Source organism: Nostoc sp. 2RC, assembly GCF_014222165.1.
Lineage (GTDB): Bacteria > Cyanobacteriota > Cyanobacteriia > Cyanobacteriales > Nostocaceae > Nostoc > Nostoc linckia.
Window position 1 is genome coordinate 1 of the sequence record NZ_JACKZU010000118.1, and the last position, 21,211, is coordinate 21,211.

Consider the following 21,211-nt stretch of genomic DNA (forward strand, 5'->3'; position numbering starts at 1 on the left):
GGGGAGGTGGGGGGGAGACGGCGATGGTGGCGGATGTGGGTTCTGGTGGCTTGGAGATGGGGTATTGAGTGGGGGGATAGTTGACTGGGGGCGGGTTGAGGGCTTGGAGTACTTGACGGGCTGATTGATAGCGATCGCCTGGTCTAGCGGATAGCATTTTATCTAATACTTGCCCTAACACCGGACTCAGGCTAACTTCTCGTTGCCATTGCCAGGTTAAATTATAAGTATCAATTAATTCTTGTGGTAGTTTACCTGTCAGTAAAACCAACAGGGTGGCCGCTAAGGCGTACAAGTCACTGTGGGGAGACACTAACCCAGTTTGCATTTGTTCTGGGGGAGCAAACCCTATTTTACCTAACAGGGTTGGTGACGGTGAAGAAGCCATGACACCGGGTTGGTAATATTGGGAAGCTACAGTTGCCACTACTTGTTTAACACCGCCAAAATCGATTAATACTGGTAGTTGGTCAACGGTGCGGAGGATTAAGTTATCTGGAGAAATATCACGATGAATTACACCTAGTGAGTGGATGTACTCCAACACTGGTAAAATTTGTTGTAATAATTGGCGGACTTCGGCTTCTGTAAAGCGTAAACCTTGCTTGGTTCGGGTATTTAACAAAGAATTGTAAGTTTCCCCTTCTACATAATCTTGCACTAAAAACAGATATTCTCTGCCTTGTAAGTTAGTGCGAAGCAATTCACGGAAGCGAGGGATTTGGGGATGTTGCAGCTTATAGAGAACGCTTGCTTCTCTCTCAAAAAGTTCTTGAGCTTTTTCAACCACGTAAGCGGTTTGGACTTGGGGAGAAAATTCCTTTAAAACACAAAGTTCGCGGAAGCGGTTAAAATCTTCAGCTAAATAAGTGCGTCCAAAGCCACCTTGGCCGAGTTGACGCACAATCACATAGCGATCGCCTAAAGTTAATCCTGCTTGTATACCATAACTCATGGGCGTATCCAATTTTTCACTACATTAGGGATTAGGTATGGGTAATGTTGACTGATGACTGTTGACTGAGGAGTTATTATTTTCGTCATGCCCCTCATCTGTCTCATTTTCCTCATCTGTCTCATTTTCCTCATCTCACACTACTTGCCAGATTTTACTTGATCGATTCGATCGGCCGCCATCGCATACCAAATTTGACCGAAAGTTTGCTGATTGAGTTTCCCACGGTCTTGGTCAGGAAACAAGCGATCGAATTTCTCATTTGTTTCTTTGTTCAATCGATCGATTGTATAGTCTTTGAATTCTCCAGCCCGCGCTTGTCGTCTCCATCTTTCGTAATCTTGTGTGGTGTAAGTTCCTAGTTTGCGACGCGCTGCTGTACTGAGGTTAGCTTGTTGTACTTTATTCAAAAAATCGTCAGCAATACTGTACCACTCATCTCGCAAACGGGCATCTTCAGGTTTTGAGGTGAGACTACGTCCCTTCAATTGGGAATTTTTTGTATAAAAAATATCATCTACGGTGCGAGTAAAAAATCCTTCGCTGATTTGTAGTTGTTGACGGCGATTGATAATTTCTTGGAGGTTGCGATTTGTATTGCGCTCGCTCACTGGTTGAGTGCTAGGGTTGGGTAACTGGGGAATTTGCGGTAAAGAAATCGATGGTATCGTAATGGAAGATACTCCCCGAATGACTGCGTTTACCACCGCCCAAGCACCTGCACCAGTTAACACAACTAACGCTGTACCGCCAAGACTCATGACAAAAGGACGAATCCAAGCGGGTAATGATGCTGGTTTAGCAATGGCTTGGGTTTTGTTGTGGAATTTACTGATAATCGCACTGGCGCGTTGTCTTCCTGGAGCAACTACCGTTGTTTTTATTTTGGTAATATAATTTGCTGGTGGTTTAGTTGCATTTGGCGATGGTAAATCTTTGAGGATTTGGTCGGCTCGTTGATAGCGATCGCTCGGTTTATACGCCAGCATCTTTTTTAACACAGACTCTAGTTTGGGACTCACTTGGATTTGCTTGCCCCAGTACCAAAGTCCCTGATAGCTGTCGTATAATTTCTGCGGTTCTTGTCCCGTCAGTAACACTAATGTAGTTACAGCTAAAGAGTATAAATCACTACTTAAAAATACTTTACCTTGCCTTAACTGTTCCTCTGGGGCATAACCTTTTTTACCCAGCAAAGTGTTATTCCCAACCAACTGAGTGCGCCAAAAACCTTGAGAAGCTGGCAATTGTTTAACGCCACCAAAATCAATTAATACTGGTAGATTATCAGAACGCCGCAAAATCAAATTATCGGGAGAAATATCGCGGTGAACTACATCCCGTGAGTGGATGTAAGTTAACACTGGTAGAATCTGTTGCAGTAAAGTAATGACTTCTTGTTCGCTGAAGGCTTTTCCTTGGGCGCGACGCTGTTCTAATAATTGGTCAAAATTTTCACCGTCTACATAATCTTGGACTAAAAAGAAAAAATCTTTAGTACCTATTTTTACTTGTATTGAACTGTGAAAACGCGGAATTTGAGAATGCTGGAGTTTTTTAAGGACATTGGCTTCCCGTTCAAATAACTCTTTGGCTTTTTGTAAATCTTGCTTTTCTTGGACTTGGGGCGCAAATTCCTTCAGCACACAGGTTTGATGGGATTTTTTATCCTCTGCCAAATAAGTGCGTCCAAAGCCGCCTTGGCCGAGTTGACGTATGATTTGATAGCGATTATCTATAACCTGTCCCACACTGATGGGTAACGGTTCGCCGCAATGGGTACAAAAGCGGTTACCATTATCATTCGTGTGTTGTTTGCTGCAATAGACCTGCATGATGCCCAAGTATTTAAGATTTTATTTAATGACTACAATGTGCGTACAGTTGTTTTCGGATATCTTACCAAACGTTAGTGTAGGGTGTTCCTATCCTTAGGAATATGGTTTTGTATGGTTATGTAATATAGTAATCAACTTTGATTTTTTAATTCCTACAGTGTGAGAATAAAGGCAATTAAGTCTTATCTGGACAACAGTAGAAAATAGACGATGGCTCGTTGCAATCAAAAATCAAATAGAACTTAGATAACTTAAAAAGTAAAAAAACGAAAAATTTAATAAATATTTGTTTTTATTTTGGTCTTTGAGCTTTTTACTTGCAAATTAAAGATGTTAGCTCTACTTTTAGGATAAAAACAAGCATTATGAATTGCAAATCACAAAGCCAGCGAGTAATTAAAGAATTTGAAAATTTTCTTTCTACCCCCCTGGAAACGCAACTGCAACGACATCTTAACACTGAAAGTTCAGCAGTTTTAAGTTTATTTCACGATGTCGCGGTGAATGTACCGGCGTACAAGGCTTTTTTAGCAGAAAGACAAATTAATCCAGCGAATATTCAAACTTTGGAGGACTTTGAAAAACTGCCAGCCATCGCCAAAGAAAATTATATACTGCGTTATCCTTTGGCTGACTTGTGCCGCCACGGACAATTGCAAGGGTGTGATATGATAGCCGCTTCCTCTGGTTCCACTGGTAAGCCGACATTTTGGCCGCGTTTTTTCACAGATGAACTCCAAATCGCCACACGCTTTGAACAAATTTTTCACGATAGTTTTTTTACAGATACTAGACGTACTTTAGCTGTGATTTGTTTCACCTTAGGGACTTGGGTTGGTGGAATGTTCACCACTAATTGCTGTCGCTACCTTGCTAGTAAAGGTTATCCCCTGACTGTAATTACTCCGGGTAACAACAAAGAAGAAATATTGCGAGTTGTGCAACAGTTGGGTTGTGCCTTCGAGCAAGTGGTACTTTTGGGATATCCGCCATTTTTGAAAGATGTCATTGATACTGGAATTGCTCGTGGTGTAGAGTGGCAGCAATATCAGATAAAATTTGTCATGGCTGGAGAAGTATTCAGCGAAGAATGGCGGACTTTAGTTGGTAAACGTGTTGGTTCAGAAAATCCCTGCTATGATTTCGCATCACTTTACGGCACTGCGGATGCGGGAGTTTTAGGGAATGAAACGCCTTTGAGTATTTGCATTCGTCGTTTTTTAGCAGAAAACCCCGATGCAGCTAGGGATTTATTTGGCGAATCCCGCTTACCTACACTAGTACAGTACGATCCTTGCAGTCGGTTTTTTGAAGTTCAAAATGGCGCATTGTTATTTTCTGGAGACAACGGTATTCCTTTAGTGCGCTATGACATCTTGGACACTGGCGGCATAATTAGTTATCATGCCATGCTGGAATTTTTAGCCAAATGGGGATTCGATCCTGTTGCACAGTTGCAAAATTCAGTACTTCCCACTCCCGACTTTCTTAGAGGTATTCATCAGTTACCTTTCGTTTATGTTTTCGGTCGTTCTAACTTTACAGTTTCCTACTTTGGCGCAAATATCTATCCAGAAAATGTAACGGTGGGATTAGAACAACCAGTGATTCAAGAATGGGTGACGGGTAAGTTTGTGTTGCAGGTGCAGGAAGATGCAGATAAAAATCGATTTTTATCTGTGGTTGTAGAATTAGCACCAGGAGTTGAAGCTAGCGAAGCTCAAAGAAAAGCGATCGCCTCTTCCATTCTTTCACAACTACTACGCCTAAATAGCGAATTTGCTAACTATGTTCCCGTAGAATATCAAACACCACAGGTGACATTAGCTCCAATGGGCGATGCTGAATATTTCCCTGTTGGTGTGAAACATCGTTATACCCGTAAATAAGGAATAGCATCCTCAAGTTTATGAGACAAAAAGCGAAAATTATTTGTTTTTTGCGTAAAGTCCAGAACTGGAGGTGAATAATATTCTATCTCAATGGAGCAAGAGGACTCCCGTTACAGTGGTAGACTTAACGGGAGATGAATTGCGACCAACATAAAACTGAGCGTAGCGAATCATTATTACCACTAGTTTCGTGCAAATTATATTGATGTTAGATGTATTAAAGGTCAGAATTTATCCAAACAAAGAACAGGAACTATCTCTAGCTAAAAGCTTCGGATGTTCTCGATTTGTTTGGAATTTCTACCTCAACAAAACTAATACTCAATATCAAGACACTGGGAAGAGGATGACTTATTGCCAAATGGCAAAAGACCTAACTCAGTTAAAGAAACTGACTGATTATGAATGGTTGCTTTTCCCCACTGCTGCTGTCCTACAACAATCGCTTAAGAATCTAGAAACTGCGTTTAAGAATTTCTTCTCAAAACGTACTGGATTCCCCAAGTTCAAGAGTAAACATTCCAAGCAATCAATTCGATTTCCTGAAAGTTGCTCAATTAAAAGCGGTAGTTTAAAGCTCCCCAAGCTTGGATTAGTTAAAGCCAGTCTCTCCAAGAGCGTCAATGGCAAAATCAAATCCGTAACTGTTTCCAAAACAAGTACAGATAAATATTTTGCGGCGATACTGTTCGAGACTGATAAATTAGCTACTACAAAGCAGGGGAAGATATCAGGAATCGACCTTGGGCTAAATAGTCTAGTAACTGTGTTTGATGGTGAAACCTGTTACAAAGTTGATCCAATCAAACCCACAAGAAAATATGCCAAACGACTGCGAATCAGGCACAAGGCTTTGTCTCGTAAAGTAAAGGGGTCTAAAAATAGACGTAAGGCAATTAAAGTAGTCGCTAAAGTTAACGAAAAAATATCAAATACAAGACAAGACTTTCTCCATAAACTCTCACGAAAATTAGTTGACGATAATCAAGTCATAGTAGCTGAGAACCTTTGTGTTAAAGGATTAGCACGTACCAAGTTAGCCAAGTCAATACATGATGCGGGTTTTGGTATGCTGCTCAATTTTATCAGCTACAAACTGGATAGAGAGGGAGGTAAATTTGTTCAAGTTGACAGATTTTTCCCTAGCACAAAACTTTGCTCATGTTGCGGTCACAAAAATGATTTACTGAATTTAAGTATCCGTGAGTGGATTTGTTTAAATTGCCAAGCAACCCATGACAGAGATGAAAATGCATCACGGAATTTGAGAGCAGAAGGAATAAGAATACTGTTGACCCTGAGCGAAGCCGAAGGGTTGACAAATACTGCGGGACACGCAGAAATTCAAGCTTGTGGAGAAACAGTAAGACTCGTTAGTACTTGTACTAAAAAGAGGCAGTGCGGTCTTGGGGTCTCCCCAAGTATAGCAACTGCCGTGCGTGTTTCTGAGAAGCAAGAATCCCCCGCTACATTGCGTTAGCAATTAGCGGGGGAGTGTCAAAACGGTGTTGACCATACATAAACCAGGGGACAAGAATATAAGTCTCCTATATAATTTGCTTCTATTCAAGACTGCTCTGGTTTTCATCCAGGGCAGTTTTATAAGTAATATCATGTCCGGATAATCGCTTACGATAAAGCTAAGAAAGACAAAGCCTAGCTTTGGCGGGTGTAATTTTCGGGTTTAATGAGTAATCAAGCAAAGATAATATCATAGGATATATTTATTGACAATTTTAAATAAATATGATATTTGCTCCTTAAGAATAACCAAGTTAGGCACTGAACCCTCCGTCAATCATCAGGCTTGCACCGGTGATATAACCAGCTTCAGGCCCAGCTAAATAAGCAACCATCCCTGCAATTTCCTCAACGGTACCGAAGCGGGGCAACGCCATGAACTGCTTTTTGAGCATTTCGGCAAACTCACCCTCTGGAGGATTCATATCCGTAGCAGTCGGCCCTGGTTGCACGTTGTTAATCGTAATCCCACGGGGGCCGAGGTCACGGGCCAGCCCTTGTACCAGCCCTTGCAAAGCAGATTTGCTCATAGCATAAACGCCACCACCAGTAAATGGCATACGTTCGGCGTTGGTGCTACCAATGTTGATGATGCGTCCGCCTGCTTGCATATGCTTGACAGCGGCTTGGGTCGCGACAAACACCGCACGTACATTAACAGCGATGGTGCGATCGAAGTCTGCCAGCGTGAAATCATCAATCGGGGCGATGGCCAGCACACCCGCGTTATTCACGAGAATATCAATGCCACCCAATTCTGACACCGTGCGCTCAACAGCAGCCACCACCTCACTGGCTTCAGCACTGTCGGCTTGGATGCCCAGAGCCTTAACGCCCAGCGTTTGCACGATCTGTGCGATTTCGTTAGCTCGTTCGGGGGAGCTGCTATAAGTGAAGGCGACATCAGCTCCCTCACTGGCCAAACGCTTGACGATGGCGGCCCCGATACCGCGACTGCCTCCGGTAACGAGTGCGCGTTTATTCTGGAGTGTGTAGTTCATATTCGTTGTGGAGGGTAATATTGAATCATATCAAGTTCGGGTAATCACTTACGATTCAAAATTCTCTGTGTCAGAGCATCTCAGAATTCCCTGCTTTATAAAACTGGCAATTGATTAAACAAGACCCAATAAAAACCAAGCTGTTGGACTGCTTGATTGAATTGTTCAAAATCCACAGGTTTGACGATGTAACTATTTACCCCAAATTGGTAACTCTCGATCATGTCTCGTTCTTCAGCGGAAGAGGTGAGGACTACAATCGGAATCATTTGTGTGCGTGGATCGGATTTAAGTTGCCGCAATACTTGTAATCCGCTTACCTTTGGCAGTTTCAAATCCAGCAAAATTACTTTGGGTTGATTGGTGATGGTGCGGTGGGCATAGTTTCCTTGGCAAAAAATAAAATCTAGAGCTGCTGCTCCGTCCTCAAGCAGTTGAATTCGATCGCCAATTCTGCCGCGACGCAATGCCCGAATAGTTAATTCTGCATCAGTGGGATTATCTTCCACTAGGAGAATGGAAATTGGTTGCTCAGAAGATTGTTCAGTGGAGCGATGGCTCGGTTGATAAATCATGGGTTAGTTATTGGGAAGCGTGAAATAAAAGGTCGCGCCTCGATCGCTCTGTGCTTGGGCCCAGATGCGCCCTCCGTGACGTTTAATAATGCGTTGCACGATGGCCAGTCCAATACCAGTACCTTCAAATTCTTCTTCTCGATGCAGGCGTTGGAAGACCCCAAACAAATTATCGGCATAGCGCATATCAAATCCTGCTCCATTATCTTTGATAAAGTACACTCCTTCGCCATCAATCCTCTGATAACCTACTTCAATGCAGGCAAGGGGTTTGTAGCGGGTGTACTTGATGGCGTTGGATAAGAGGTTGAGCCAAACTTGTTTGAGCAGGGAAGCATCGGCTAGACATACAGGTAAATCAGCGATGGTAAATTCAATTTCACGACCAGACCAATCGGGGGCTAAATCATTGAGTGCCATTTGAATAATTTCATTGGCAAACACTGGCTGTCGCGAAATTTCTTTGCGATCGAAACGAGATAAAGTCAACAAATCATCGATTAATTCACCCATGCGTTTGGCATTGTCGCGGATCACTTTCAAGTAACGATTGCCTTCAGCATCGAGTTGCTGGCTGTAATCTTCCTGCATCATTCTCGAAAAGCCATTGATGGCCCGCAACGGTGCCCGCAAATCATGGGAAACTGAATAAGAAAATGCCTCCAAAGCTTTGTTAGCAGTTTCTAGTTGGGCAGTTCGTTGTTTGACTCTCATTTCTAAAGATTGGTTGAGTTGGTGCAGAGCATCAATGGCCCTTTTGCGCTCTAATTCTGCTGCTGCCCGTGCGGCAAATACCTCTACAATAATCTCTATTTGTCGCCTATCTGACAGTGGTCGCACGTCGAGAATGCAAAGATTACCAATGGGTTCGCCGTTGGCATTTTTTAAAGAAATACCCAGATAACTATCTGCCTGCATTGTTACCAAGTCTAAGTCTTCTGGGAAAAATTGCTGAACGCAGCTTTCACAGTAAAACAATCCGTATTTCAAAGCAAATTCGCATGGTGTACGCGCTGGAAAATACGATATTTCTGGTTGCAATGCGCCATGCGCCCAAAAAGCTAGAGTTTTGAGTTTGCCTTCTACTAATTCAGTCACCACGGCATAGGGGACGTGCAAGGCTGCGGCAATATGATGAACCAAAGCCGGAAAAAAATCTTGTCCTGTAACCGCAGCTGTTCCCATCACCAAATTTTTCAATGTTGTTTCTGCTTTTGTTAATTCCGCTTCTCGCAGCTTTGCCTCACTGATATCCCGGACGATGGTAGAAAAATATTCCACGCTACCATCTGTTGCTTTGTGAGCAATGAGCATTTGGGAAACTGGAATTTCTCTGCCATCACTGGCCAGCAAAGCAATTTCACCAACCCAAGTCCCGTCTCTAATTGCCGTGGGAATGCCCTGATTTTGCAGAATTTCTAGTGCCCATTGGGGATGGTAGTCGGAGATCTTCAAGGTGGAAAGGTCTGTATTCAAAGAAATACCGCGCAGTTTGCGTAACTGAGTGTTATTCCAGAGCATATTGCCGAGTGAATCTGCCATGCCAACGTAGTCGCTGGTGGCTTCCAGCATCGACATTAAGCGATCGCGGTCTTTTTGGGCCCGTTGGCGATCGGCAATTTCAGCCCGTAGGGATGCGTTCATTTCTGCTTGCTGCTTTAATAAACGGGCATTATCAATGGAAATAGCTGCCTGAGTAAACAACAGGTGCAACACTTGAATGCGCTGTGGGGTAAATGCCTTGGCCATCAGATTGTTTTCTAAAAGCACAATTGCTGTTAGTTTTCCCTGGTTCAACAGTGGAGTACAAAGAATTGATTTCGATTGGCGTAGCGCAATCCAAGGGTCGGACTGAAAATTGCCTTCAGCAGCAGCACGATCGAGGACGATGCTTTCCTTGGTGTGAGCCACGTAATTGATTAAGGCGGTGGGTAAATCAGGATTGCTGTCTTTTGATTGTAAAGTGGCTTGATTCTCGGCAATGGATTTCATCGCCTCAATGCGCCATTGGCCTTCTGTGGGCAAAATTAGATAACCTGTTTGCGCCCCGGCATTTTCAATTAAAATTGTCATCAGTTTTGCCAGGAGTCGATCTAATACAATTTCACTGGCGATCGCTTGGGAGGCTTTCAACACTGTTTCTAAATCCAGTGCTGCTAACTTTGTTGCAGCTGATTCTGTAACGTTAATTTGACGTACTTCAGTTGTTGGCAAGTACACTTCTAACAGCTGGGGATACTGTTTTTCCAGATTTTGCACTTTCGCGGTTGCTCCCCACTTTAAATAAGCGTACTTCGCTTCTTGCAAATAAGCTTTGGCGATGATAATGCGGTTTTGTGCTAAATAAAACTTTGCTGCCAGTTCCTTTGCTAAAGCTTCTTCTTGCAGATATTGATTTTCTCTGGCTAAGGCGATGGCGCGATCGTAGGCGTCCATTGCTGGAACTACTTCACCCAATACCCGATGTCGTTCTGCTTCTACTAAGTACCACTTGTGTAAATAGTTCATCGGGGCATGGTGCGCCCAATTTTGCATTTTTGCTTGATTTTCTGCCACTTGTTCCAGTAATTGGCATTGTGTTGCGGTGTCTGTGTCGCAATACACCGCCAGTCGGCATAGAGAATCGTAGAAGCTAAAGATGGCAACTAAAGCCGCTCCCGTCATGGCTGGTAAATATTCTTTGGCCAGGACTGCATTGGCTAAGGCGTGGTTTGTCGTGGGAAATTGCAACAAAGATTCGTTTTCGGCACACATGGCCTGATTGGCATTGCCAAATAAGTAACAGAGAAATAATTTATTTAGGTAAAAATAAAACAAACCTGCATGAAAATTCGTTTGTTGCATCTGTGGTAGCCTAGTTGCTTCATCAAAAGCTTCACCAGACAGCATCCCAGCATCGGCAACTTCTTCAACCAAATTCAAAACAGTCTGGGAGCAAATTTCTACAAAATCGATGCCAGCCGAATGCTTGATTTGTTTTACTGCTTGAGTATAACTAGTCAAATGTTGCTGAAGTTCAGGGAGAGGTTCGCCAATGGCCAATGAATAAGCACAAACATACATGGCGGCGTAACCAGCAAATTCTAAATCGCCTTGCTCAAGACCAATTTGATAGCAATCCTGGAGGAGTTTGAGGCTATTTTTCAAATGTGTCTTCCAAACGTTAATTTGATTGCTCACCGCAAACAAGGTTCTGGCTTGAATGGCTTTGGTATCTGGGCCCAGCAGACTTAAAGCCAGTTGACCAAATTTATACCCTGCTTCAATGTCAAAGACGACTCCACACAGAATAATTCCATAGGCAGCATAGGCAAAGGAAGCCAAGGTCATATTTCCGTACTCAATCAGTAAATCTACCATTTTGAGTACAATCAGTAGAAATAAGGGAGGTACTGCCAAATAAGCTGATGCACACATCCTTGCTAAAAGCTGCATTGCCGCCAGGATTTCTGGCTGGGACATGATTGGCAGGTCAACCAAATCTTCAATGCGTCTATTTGCCAATTGAGAGGCAGTTTCCTTTAGTGCTTGCTGAACATCCTCAAGGCTTGGGGCAATGGGGAGATGAATTCCTAATTGTTGGAGTAACTCTAAACCGATTTGAATGGCCTCTAGTAATTTATTTTCTGCCACACAAGTCTGAATTTTGACATCGTAAACTTTTAACCTGGCTAGTAAGGTTGTTGTGTGATGCAGTACTTCTTGGAATAAAGGCTCTACTTGTTGAAAATTACCACTGAGATAAGCTGCTTCTGTGGTGGCATTATATACGGTGAGGGTGAAGTCACGATTTCTTTGCCAACTATCGGTTGTTAGGAGATCCAAAGCAATTTGCAAATATCGCCAAGCAGCGTCATAAGCGGCTGATGCTTTGGCTTTTTCTCCTGCCATGAGGTTTAACCGAGACAATTTATCTTGCTGGGATTGATTTTTGATGAGTTTTTTCCCCAGGTTTAATTGGTTGGTGATATCAAAAATTTTGTACTCTAACTGTTGTGGGGGAGTTATTTGCAACAAGCACTGTCCTAGTTGCCAATGGACGTTGCACTGTTGGGCTTGGGGAATTAGGGAATAGGCAGCTTGTTGGATGCGATCGTGGGCAAACTTGTATTTTATTGGAGGCGAGTCGGCTGTTAGTGGTATACCTAATACTACTGATTTGTGGGCATTGCTCAAAGGTATAATCAAACCTTGGGCGATCGCTATTTCTAAAGCCTGGGCAGTTTCTCGCTGGGATAATTGGGCGGTCAATGTCAGAGTTGGCAAATCGAAACAGTTACCAATGCAGGCTGCTAGCTGTAAAACTTGCTGTGTCCGTTTGTTCAGCTTTTGAATTTTCAGAGCCATCAAATCTACAACATTGTCCGTAATTTGCTGCTGCTGAATTTCCTCCATCGACCATTGCCATTTTTTAGTTTGGTAATGGAATTTTAATAACCCCTCAGCATAAAGAGATTTCAAAAATTCATTCATGAAAAAGGGATTGCCACCAGTTTTTAGTTGTACTAGTTCTGCTAACAACAGAGAATCTCCTAGCTGACAATGCAATGTATCGGCGATTAACTGATTAATGTCAGCGAGAGTTAAGGGTGACAAATAAACTTGATTTACCACTCCTTTTGTTTCGCGGATTTGCTTCACCATCCGCATCAAAGGATGGCTGGGATTTACCTCGTTATCTCGGTATGCCCCAATTAACAATAAAGATTGCCCTCTGGTGGCAGTGGCTAGTAATTCAATTAGCTGCAAGGAAGCATTATCTACCCACTGAAGATCGTCCAAAAAAATTACTAAAGGATGTTGCCAACAGCTAAAAACGCCGATGAAATTTTGGAAAACTTGCTGAAAACGATGTTGCGCTTCCATTGGCGGCAAAACAGCTACGTCTGGTTGGCTACCCACAATCAACTCCAATGCTGGAATTACCTGGGTAATGACTTTACCGTTGGCACCAAGGGCAGCTAAAAGATGCTCGTGCCAATGACATAGTTGTTCTCGATCTTCAGTCAGTAATTGTTTGATTAATGACTCAAAAGCTTGGGCAATGGCATAGTAAGGAATATGGCGCTGATACTGGTCAAATTTCCCAGCAATCAAGTAGCCTCGTTGTTCTGTAATCAGCTGAGAAATTTCCTGTACCAAAACTGACTTGCCAATACCGGAATATCCTCCAATTAGCATCAGTTCAACTTGCCCATCAGACGCGTCCATCCCCAGGCGGCCTGCCACTCTTTGAAATGCCGCTAATAATCTCTCCACCTCCCTTTGTCTGCCATAGAGTTTTTCTGGAATCTGAAACTTGTCAGAAATATCTTGTTTTCCTAGCAAAAAAGACTTGATAACTCCGGTGTGTTGTAGCTGCTGGAGACATTCTTCTAAATCAGTTTTAATTCCCCAGGCACTTTGATAGCGTTCTTCTGCTGTCTTGGCTAACAGTTTTTGGACAATTTCTGAAACCATCACCGGAATATCTGGGTCAATAAAATGGGGTGGAACGGATTCTAAAGCTAGGTGATAATGAATTAATTCCAGGGCATCGCTGGATTCAAAAGGCAATCGATTGGTCAACAGCTGATAAAAAGTAGCACCTAGAGAGTAAAAATCACTTCGATAGTCCAGGGAACGGTTCATTCTACCTGTTTGCTCTGGAGACATGTAAGCTAATGTTCCCTCTAGGACTGTGGGATTTTTAATAGTTAAAGTCTCGCGCGATAAGTCAGTTGAAATTCCAAAATCAATAATTTTCAGCTGTTGTGTTTCGAGATTAAAAACAATATTTGAGGGATTAATATCTTTATGAATAATATTTGCACTATGAATTTCGGATAAACTCTGAGTTATCTGAATCGCTAATTTAATAAACTGTGTTAAGGTAAATTTTCTAGTAGTGATAATTTTTGCTAAAGACTCTCCGCCAAAATCCTCCAAAATGAGTATAAAAGTATTTTGATATTGTTGGAAATCATAAGCCTGAATCACACCTGCCAATGATAAACTGCGTGTAATTTCGTATTCCAGCTTATAGCGCGTGATTTCTTCTGGTGTGGGGTAGTCTTTCTTCAAAACCTTGAAGATTACAGGCAAACCATCCGGTTCATGAATTCCTCTGTAAACACGTGAATTAATACTTTCATGGATTTTTGTCCGAATTTGATATTCAGGAATTTCCAGCATAGCTTAACCGCCTGTAAATATTACACAGAAGGACAAAGCCTGGTCGATCGGAATTTTAGATTTTGAATTTTCAAGTTTAACTAGAATAATTCTCAATTTCAAATTTAAAAATAGTTTCAGAACCAGAAAATTTAAATCTAGAATAAATTTCAAACCCAAAAACCTAAGAAAATCTGAAATCGGCAATTTGAAATTCCCAAAGAATTAATTCACAAAGTTGATTATACAATAACCAAACCCGATTAACTCATTTACCAATACTGGAGGAATTTTCAGAAACATTTCAAAGCAAATATTGTGGGATTAGTCGATGGGTTACTAAGGAGATTGTAGGATGAGTGAAACCTTGAACGTCCTGATTGTTGAAGATTCCGAGGCTGATGCCGTGTTAGTTCTCAGTGAATTACGTCGTGGTGGTTTCAATCCAATCTGGCAGCGCGTCCAAACAGCCCCAGAGCTAGTTGCAGCTCTCAATAGTGCTAGCTGGGATGTAATGATTTCCGATTACCGATTGCCAGGATTTAATGCTCCTGCGGCTTTGGAAATAGCCAAGCAAAGTCAAAAAGATATTCCTTTTATTTTAGTTTCCGGCACCATTGGCGAAGTGTTGGCTGTGGAAATGATGAAAGCCGGCGCGCATGATTATGTGATGAAGGATAACTTAAATCGATTGCCAGAGGCAGTACGTCGAGAACTTAGGGATGCACAGGTAAGAGCAGAGCGCAAACAAGCCCAAAAGCTGTTACAAACATTAGCATCTAACATTCCCGGAATGATTTACAGCTTTGTATACCATTGCGATGGTTCTACTGTCTTTGAGTATATAAGTTTGGGTTGTCTGGATCTTTTAGAGTTAACGCCACATCGAGTTTTAGCAAATGCTTCCCTTTGCTTTGAACAAATTCATATTGATGACCGTAGAGAATTTTATACAGCCGCCAAAGAAAGCGCTCAAAATTTAAAACCATTTTCTTACGAATGGCGATTAGTGACACCTTCTGGCAAACTCAAATGGGTACAGACCAATGCTCGTCCTGAGTGTCGAGAAAACGGGGATATTGTTTGGTATGGTGTTTTATTGGATGTGACGGAGAAAAAACAAGCACAAGAGTTGATTATCCACAATGCTTTGCACGATCCATTAACGGATTTACCAAATCGGACACTTTTGGTGGAAAGGCTGGAACTAGCCATTAACCGAGCTAAACGAGTAGAAAGTTATCGTTATGCAGTTTTGTTTCTAGATCTAGACCGATTTAAAGTAATTAATGACAGTTTAGGACACTTAGCTGGAGACCAACTACTCAAGGATATTGCTCAAAAACTCAAAGCTCATTTACGGGAAGTTGATTTAGTTGCTCGCATTGGCGGTGACGAATTTGTCATTTTGCTAGAAGATATTCCTGGAATTGAAAAAGCCATTCAAATTACCGAGCGTATCCTCAAAGATTTTCAAACACCGTTGATACTGAATGATGCTGAGGTAGTTATCAGTACAAGCATCGGCATTGTTTTAGGAACAAATGATTATTGTCAAGCCTCAGATTTGCTGCGGGATGCCGATATTGCTATGTATCGAGCCAAAGCTCAGGAAAGAAGTTCGTACAAAATTTTTGATGTCAAAATGCACACCCAAGCAGTAAATCGGCTGACTTTAGAAACTGATATCCGTAAAGCTTTAGAACGAGAAGAATTTGCCATTTACTACCAGCCGATTATCGATCTCCTTGGTGATGCTGACAACAAGCAAAGTCAACCCCAAGCAGGGCGGTTGATTGGATTTGAAGCATTGGTGCGCTGGCAACACCCCACCCGCGGGTTTGTTTTGCCCAGGGAATTTATGGCGATCGCCGAAGAAACCGGACTCATTGTGCAAATCGATCGCTGGATGCTCTACACAGCTTGTCAACAACTGGCAACCTGGAAAAAAAACTTTACTACTCATTTACCGCTCAAGATGAGTATTAACCTTTCAGCTCAAGATATTCGCCAACCGAGTTTAATTGAAGACATCGATGGCATCCTAAACCAAACAAATTTAACAGGGGATTCCATAGTCTTAGAAATTACTGAGAGTATGCTCATTGAAAATATTAGTCAGACAATTCATTTATTAACCGAGTTAAAAGCCAGAAAACTTCAAATTAGTATTGATGATTTTGGTACTGGTTATTCATCACTCAATTATCTCCATCGCTTACCCACCGATAATTTAAAAATCGATCGCTCCTTTGTCAGCCAGATGCAAGAAGGAAACCGTAATTACCAAGTTGTCAGTACCATCATTGCTTTGAGCAATCAACTGGGATTAGGTGTGGTTGCAGAAGGTATTGAAACACCACAGCAACTTCAATGGTTACAGCAGCTAGGATGCGAATTAGGTCAAGGTTACCTATTCTCCCAACCTCTGGATCGCCAAACAGCAGAAGCACTTCTGGCAAGTAACACTTTATATTTATCAAAAGCGACGGTAAACCCACTCCTTGAAGGGATGGAAACGGTGTGAAAAAACAAAACTATGTTAAGAAAAATCAAATAAACTGAAATTTTCTCCCTTCATACCTCCTGCCTTCTCCCAACCAAAAATGTTCGCCTCAATCTACTTAAACAAACCATTAGCAGATTTTATTCGAGCAATTTTCAGATAAATTTGGATAACTACCTTTTTTAATTTTAATAGAGAAGATTAATCATAAATTTTTAACAAAGACTACATCATCTCAGAATTCTTTTCTAGAGAGAGAAGTTTTTCCATACAATAAAAATCTATCTAGAGATCACTTCCTAAAATCTGCAAACTAGCTTAGGTTGTATACAGCCTGTGCAATAAGTATTGGTTGTTTTTAGACATTTTCATGTTCCATATTCATTATTCACAATTACTGCGTTATGGCGTTGCCGTATTAAATGTGGCACTGGCATTAGTGTTAATGCTGATGCTAGACCCTTGGCTAAGCATGAGTGGAACTCCTTTTCTACTATTTTTTAGCGCTGTAATGGTGAGTGCTTGGTATGGAGGTTTGAAATCAGGGCTGTTAGCAACTCTCCTATCTTTACTACTGAGCAATTACTTCTTTTTGCCCCCTGTTTTTCAGTTGAGTTTTGATACATCCAATTGTGTGCGAATTGGGTTGTTTGCAATACAGGGGTTGCTTTTTAGTGTGTTATGCGAGGCATTAAAAACTGCTGAAAGAGGAGCCGATATCAATTTACGAAAGCTTAAAGTCTCTGAAGAAAGATTCCGTCTAGCCTTGAGCAGTTCAGATATTATAATCTTTCAGCAAGATCGCAATTTGCGCTATCAGTGGATTCATAATCCTCAAGGTGGAGACACGACACTAGAAATCCTGGGTAAGTCTGATGCTGATTTATTTCCCGCCTCAGTGGCAGAAAAATTAACAGCAATTAAGGAAAGAGTATTAAAAACAGGTATTTCCACCCGTGAAGAAGTTTGTTTGCCACTGTGTGGAGAAAACCATTACTATGATTTGCTCATTGAACCGCTAAAGGATGCAGATGATTGCATTCATGGTGTTACTTGTGTGGCTGTGAACATTACCGAACGCCAGCAAGCAGAACAAGAAAAGACGAAATTGCAGACAGAACTTCAGCAAGCTGTCCAACAAAAAGATGAATCTTTAGCATTGCTTAATGCTTGGTTGAGTACTTCACCTGTGGGCTTGGCTTTCCTCGATACCGAACTTCGCTATGTTTACGCTAATGAAGCTCTAGCAGCCACCAATGGAGTACCACTGAGCCAACATTTCGGTCGCACCTTTCGGGAAGTACTACCGGACTGGGCAGAGCAAGTAGAGCCTGTGTTTGAGAGAGTAATGGCAACCAGACAGCCTTTACTTAACCAGGAAATCAGCGGTGAAACTTATCCCCCAGGGGTGTATCGTTACGGTATTGTCAGCTATTATCCGGTGTGTCTAGCGGATGGGCAGTTGCTAGGAGTAGGAATTACATCAATTGATATCACTCAGCAAAAGCAATCTGAGCAAGCATTACGGGAAAGCGAAGCCAAGTTTAGATCCGTAGTTGAATCGAATATGATTGGCATTGGCTTTTGGGAGAAAAACGGCAAAATCACAGAAGCCAATGATGCCTTATTAAATATGTTGGGTTACTCTCGTGCAGAATTAGTTTCTGGACAGCTTAACTGGCAAAACTTGACTCCACCAGAGTATACACCACTCGATGAGCAAGTACTGATTCAACTGGAAAACAACCCTTTTTGTATTCCTTTTGAAAAAGAATATATCCGTAAAGACGGCTTGCGCTTGCCAGTTTTGATGGGTGCTAGCCATTTTGAGGGGACTCTCCAACGAGGAGCTTTCTTTGTTCTCGATATTACAGAACAGAAACAGGCCCAAGAAAGACTCCGCTACATTGCCCAAGTTAGCAGTATACTCTCTACTTCCCTGGATTACGAGCAAACCTTAGAACAAATTGCCAAAATTTCAGTTCCCCAGCTAGCAGATTGGTGTAGCGTCGATATTGTCAATGAAGATGGTTCCATTCGCCGCTTACCTATTGCCTATGCAGACCCATCGAAAGCCGAATTAGCAGCTAAACTTCAGGAATATCTGCCAGATTCCAAGAGTGCAATTACTAAAGTCCTGAAAACTGGGCAAAGTGAATTAATCACAGAAATATCTGACTCGCTATTAGTAGCAAATACTCAAAGCCAGGAACACTTACAACTGGTTCGGCAATTGGGGATGAAATCTGTGATGATTGTGCCGCTAATCGCAGGAGGGCAAGTACTCGGCTGCATTAGTTTTGTCACTGCCCAATCAAACCGTCGCTACCATCACTCTGATTTGACTTTAGCAGGAGATATTGCCTATCGTGCCGCCTTAGCGGTGGAAAATGCCGGACTTTATCAAGACATTCACCAAACTTTAGTCCATTATGCCGAATCTTTATCTCTTCTAGATGCCCTGCTAGCAGCTGCTCCCGTTGCTGTATGCTTCTTAGACCGCCAACTGCGATATATCCGCATTAATCAGGTATTTGCTGACATTAACGGTTTAACCATAGAAGAACATTTAGGACGCAGATTTCAAGAAGTACTACCAGAGATGGCGGCTGAGTTGGAAGTACAATTACAGCGGGTGTTGGAGACTGGAGAACCACTGTTGAATGTCGAAATTAGCACCCAGACACCAGGACAAGCCGAAAGTTACGAACACTGGCTGGGCAACTATTACCCAGTGAATAATAGCATAGACGAAACTGTGGGCATTGGGATAATTCTTGCAGATGTCACAGTAGCAAAACAAACAGAAGTTGCCTTGCGAGAAAGTGAAGAAAGATTCCGGGCAATGTTCAACCAAGCTGCTGTGGGCATTGCTTTGGTAACCTTGGATGGACGATTTCTTCAGGTTAATCCGGCATTGTCTGAAATTACTGGATACAGCCATGATGAGTTAATTCAAATGAACTTTCAGCAAATTACTCATCCTGACGACTTAGAGGTTGATAGGCAAAACGCTGGGCGAGTTTTGGCACAGGAAATTAACGGTTATTCCGTAGAAAAACGCTACTTCCGCAAAGATGGTTCCATTGTTTGGGTTAATCTCACTTCATCAGCAGTTTGGAATAGTCAAGGACAACTCAAGTATGCGTTAGGAATTATCGAGGATATTAGCGAACGCAAACGAATTGAAGCCAGTCAACAGTTTTTAGTTGAAGCCAGCACCCTACTAGCTGCCTCGTTGGATTATGAAATTACCTTAGCTAATGTGGCTAATTTAGCAGTTCCTACCCTAGCTGATTGGTGTATTGTGGATGTTTTTCAGGAAGATTGGTCGAGTAAACAAATTGCCATTGCCATTGCCGACCCAACAAAACAAGATATCTTAAAGAAAATCCAACAACATTATCCACCAAAAAGCGGAACACAGCAGCTTTTACAGCAGCTCAAGTTAGGAATATCTGTGTTTTATCCCGAATTATCTAACTTCCATCTTTTACAGATGGCTCAAGATGAGGAGCATCTGCTATTGCTACAAAGCCTGGATATTCATTCTTTAATGGTGATTCCAGTGCGTTCTCGCGGGCAATTATTTGGGGCAATTTCCTTTTTTACTGCCGAGTCTGGTGGCCGCTACCAACAAGCAGACTTAGCTTTAGCAGAAGATATCGCTCGTCGTGCTGCCACAGCCATTGATAATGCCAGACTCTACCAAGAAACTCAACAGGCAAAACAAGCAGCTGAGCTGTCAGTCAATCGTACCGTACTTTTACAAAGCATCACCGCCGCCCTTTCAGAAGCCCTCACCCCCAAAGAAGTAGCTGATGTGGTAATGAATCAAGGAATTGCAGCCTTGGGAGCCTGTGCCGGTTCTGTTGTCTTACTAACTCAAGGAAATACTACCTTGAAAGTTCTGCAAGCAACTGGCTATCCCGAATCAGTTATAGATACCTGGGAAAGTTTTCCGATTACTGCTCCTACCCCAATTGCAGAAACAGTCAGAACTAAGAAGCCGATTTTTTTAGAAAATCCCGCAGCTTTGAGGGTAAATTATCCCAACTTAATTGACGCTGTAGCTTTGACTGGTAATAATGCCTGGGCTTCCATACCATTGATAGCAGAGGGGAAAGCCATTGGTGCACTGGGATTTAGCTTTGCCACTGCCCTAGCTTTTAACGAAGAAGACCAAAGATTTATGTTGACATTGGGGCAGCAATGCGGACAAGCCATCGCCCGCGCTCAACTTTACGAAGCAGAAAAAACCGCACGGGCACAAGCTGAGACTGCCAATCGAATTAAAGATGAATTCCTGGCGGTTCTTTCTCATGAATTGAGAACTCCCCTGAATCCGATTCTAGGCTGGTCAAAGTTACTCAGAACCCGCAACTTTGACGAAGCAACTAAAATCCGTGCCTTAGAAACAATTGAACGCAACGCCAAGTTACAAACCCAACTAATTGAAGACCTACTGGATGTGTCGCGGATTTTACAAGGTAAATTGAGTTTAAATCTCCATGCAGTGGATTTAAAAGTTGCGATCGCCGCCGCACAAGAAACAGTGCGTTTAGCAGCAGAAGCCAAATCAATTGAAATTCAGACAGTGCTGAATGATATCGGCAAAGTTTTAGGCGATGGCGATCGCCTGCAACAAATCATGTGGAATTTACTCTCCAATGCCGTTAAATTTACACCACCAGAAGGACGAGTGGAAGTCCGTTTAGAAGAGGTAAGAGAAGAGGACACGGGGACATGGGGACGCGGGGACGAGGGGAC

Annotated in this window: 9 protein-coding genes; 4 read left to right on the forward strand and 5 right to left on the reverse strand. The window is 42.4% G+C overall.

Annotation, left to right across the window (positions count from 1 at the left end; all coding sequences use genetic code 11):
* On the reverse strand, nucleotides 1-955 hold a 955-nt coding region (locus GNE10_RS15200), incomplete at its 3' end, for a protein kinase domain-containing protein (protein ID WP_185565893.1).
* 140 nt (nucleotides 956-1,095) lie between these two features.
* Nucleotides 1,096-2,790 carry a serine/threonine-protein kinase gene (locus GNE10_RS15205; RefSeq protein ID WP_185565894.1) on the reverse strand — a complete coding sequence of 565 codons (1,695 nt, stop codon included), beginning with the start codon at nucleotides 2,788-2,790 and terminating at the stop codon, nucleotides 1,096-1,098.
* Nucleotides 2,791-3,158: 368 nt separating this feature from the next.
* Between GNE10_RS15205 and GNE10_RS15210 the strand changes: the two genes are divergently transcribed.
* Together GNE10_RS15210 and GNE10_RS15215 are read left to right on the forward strand one after the other, a co-directional pair.
* Complete coding sequence (locus tag GNE10_RS15210) at nucleotides 3,159-4,682, forward strand: phenylacetate--CoA ligase family protein (RefSeq protein ID WP_185565895.1); 1,524 nt, start codon at nucleotides 3,159-3,161, stop codon at nucleotides 4,680-4,682.
* Between the two features lie 208 nt (nucleotides 4,683-4,890).
* The gene (locus GNE10_RS15215; protein WP_185565896.1) at nucleotides 4,891-6,165 is read left to right on the forward strand and encodes an RNA-guided endonuclease TnpB family protein; all 1,275 of its coding nucleotides are present in this window, start codon (nucleotides 4,891-4,893) and stop codon (nucleotides 6,163-6,165) included.
* 295 nt (nucleotides 6,166-6,460) lie between these two features.
* On the opposite strand, the gene GNE10_RS15220 is transcribed toward GNE10_RS15215, so the two are convergent.
* The 3 genes from GNE10_RS15220 to GNE10_RS15230 all read right to left on the reverse strand — a co-directional run bounded on the left by GNE10_RS15220 (nucleotide 6,461) and on the right by GNE10_RS15230 (nucleotide 13,956).
* Nucleotides 6,461-7,207 (reverse strand): 3-oxoacyl-ACP reductase family protein, encoded by a 747-nt coding sequence (locus tag GNE10_RS15220; protein ID WP_185565897.1) that lies wholly within the window; start codon nucleotides 7,205-7,207, stop codon nucleotides 6,461-6,463.
* A gap of 95 nt (nucleotides 7,208-7,302) precedes the next feature.
* Nucleotides 7,303-7,782, reverse strand: a complete 480-nt coding sequence (locus tag GNE10_RS15225; protein WP_099067789.1) for a response regulator — start codon at nucleotides 7,780-7,782, stop codon at nucleotides 7,303-7,305.
* A gap of 3 nt (nucleotides 7,783-7,785) precedes the next feature.
* Nucleotides 7,786-13,956 carry a protein kinase domain-containing protein gene (locus GNE10_RS15230; protein ID WP_185565898.1) on the reverse strand — a complete coding sequence of 2,057 codons (6,171 nt, stop codon included), beginning with the start codon at nucleotides 13,954-13,956 and terminating at the stop codon, nucleotides 7,786-7,788.
* A 334-nt stretch (nucleotides 13,957-14,290) separates the two neighbouring features.
* On the opposite strand from GNE10_RS15230, the gene GNE10_RS15235 reads away from it, so the two are divergent.
* A complete protein-coding gene (locus GNE10_RS15235) occupies nucleotides 14,291-16,462 on the forward strand; it encodes a bifunctional diguanylate cyclase/phosphodiesterase (protein WP_185565899.1) in 2,172 nt (723 codons plus the stop codon).
* A gap of 349 nt (nucleotides 16,463-16,811) precedes the next feature.
* A partial coding sequence (locus tag GNE10_RS15240) for a PAS domain S-box protein (protein WP_185565900.1) occupies nucleotides 16,812-21,211 on the forward strand: 4,400 nt, incomplete at its 3' end.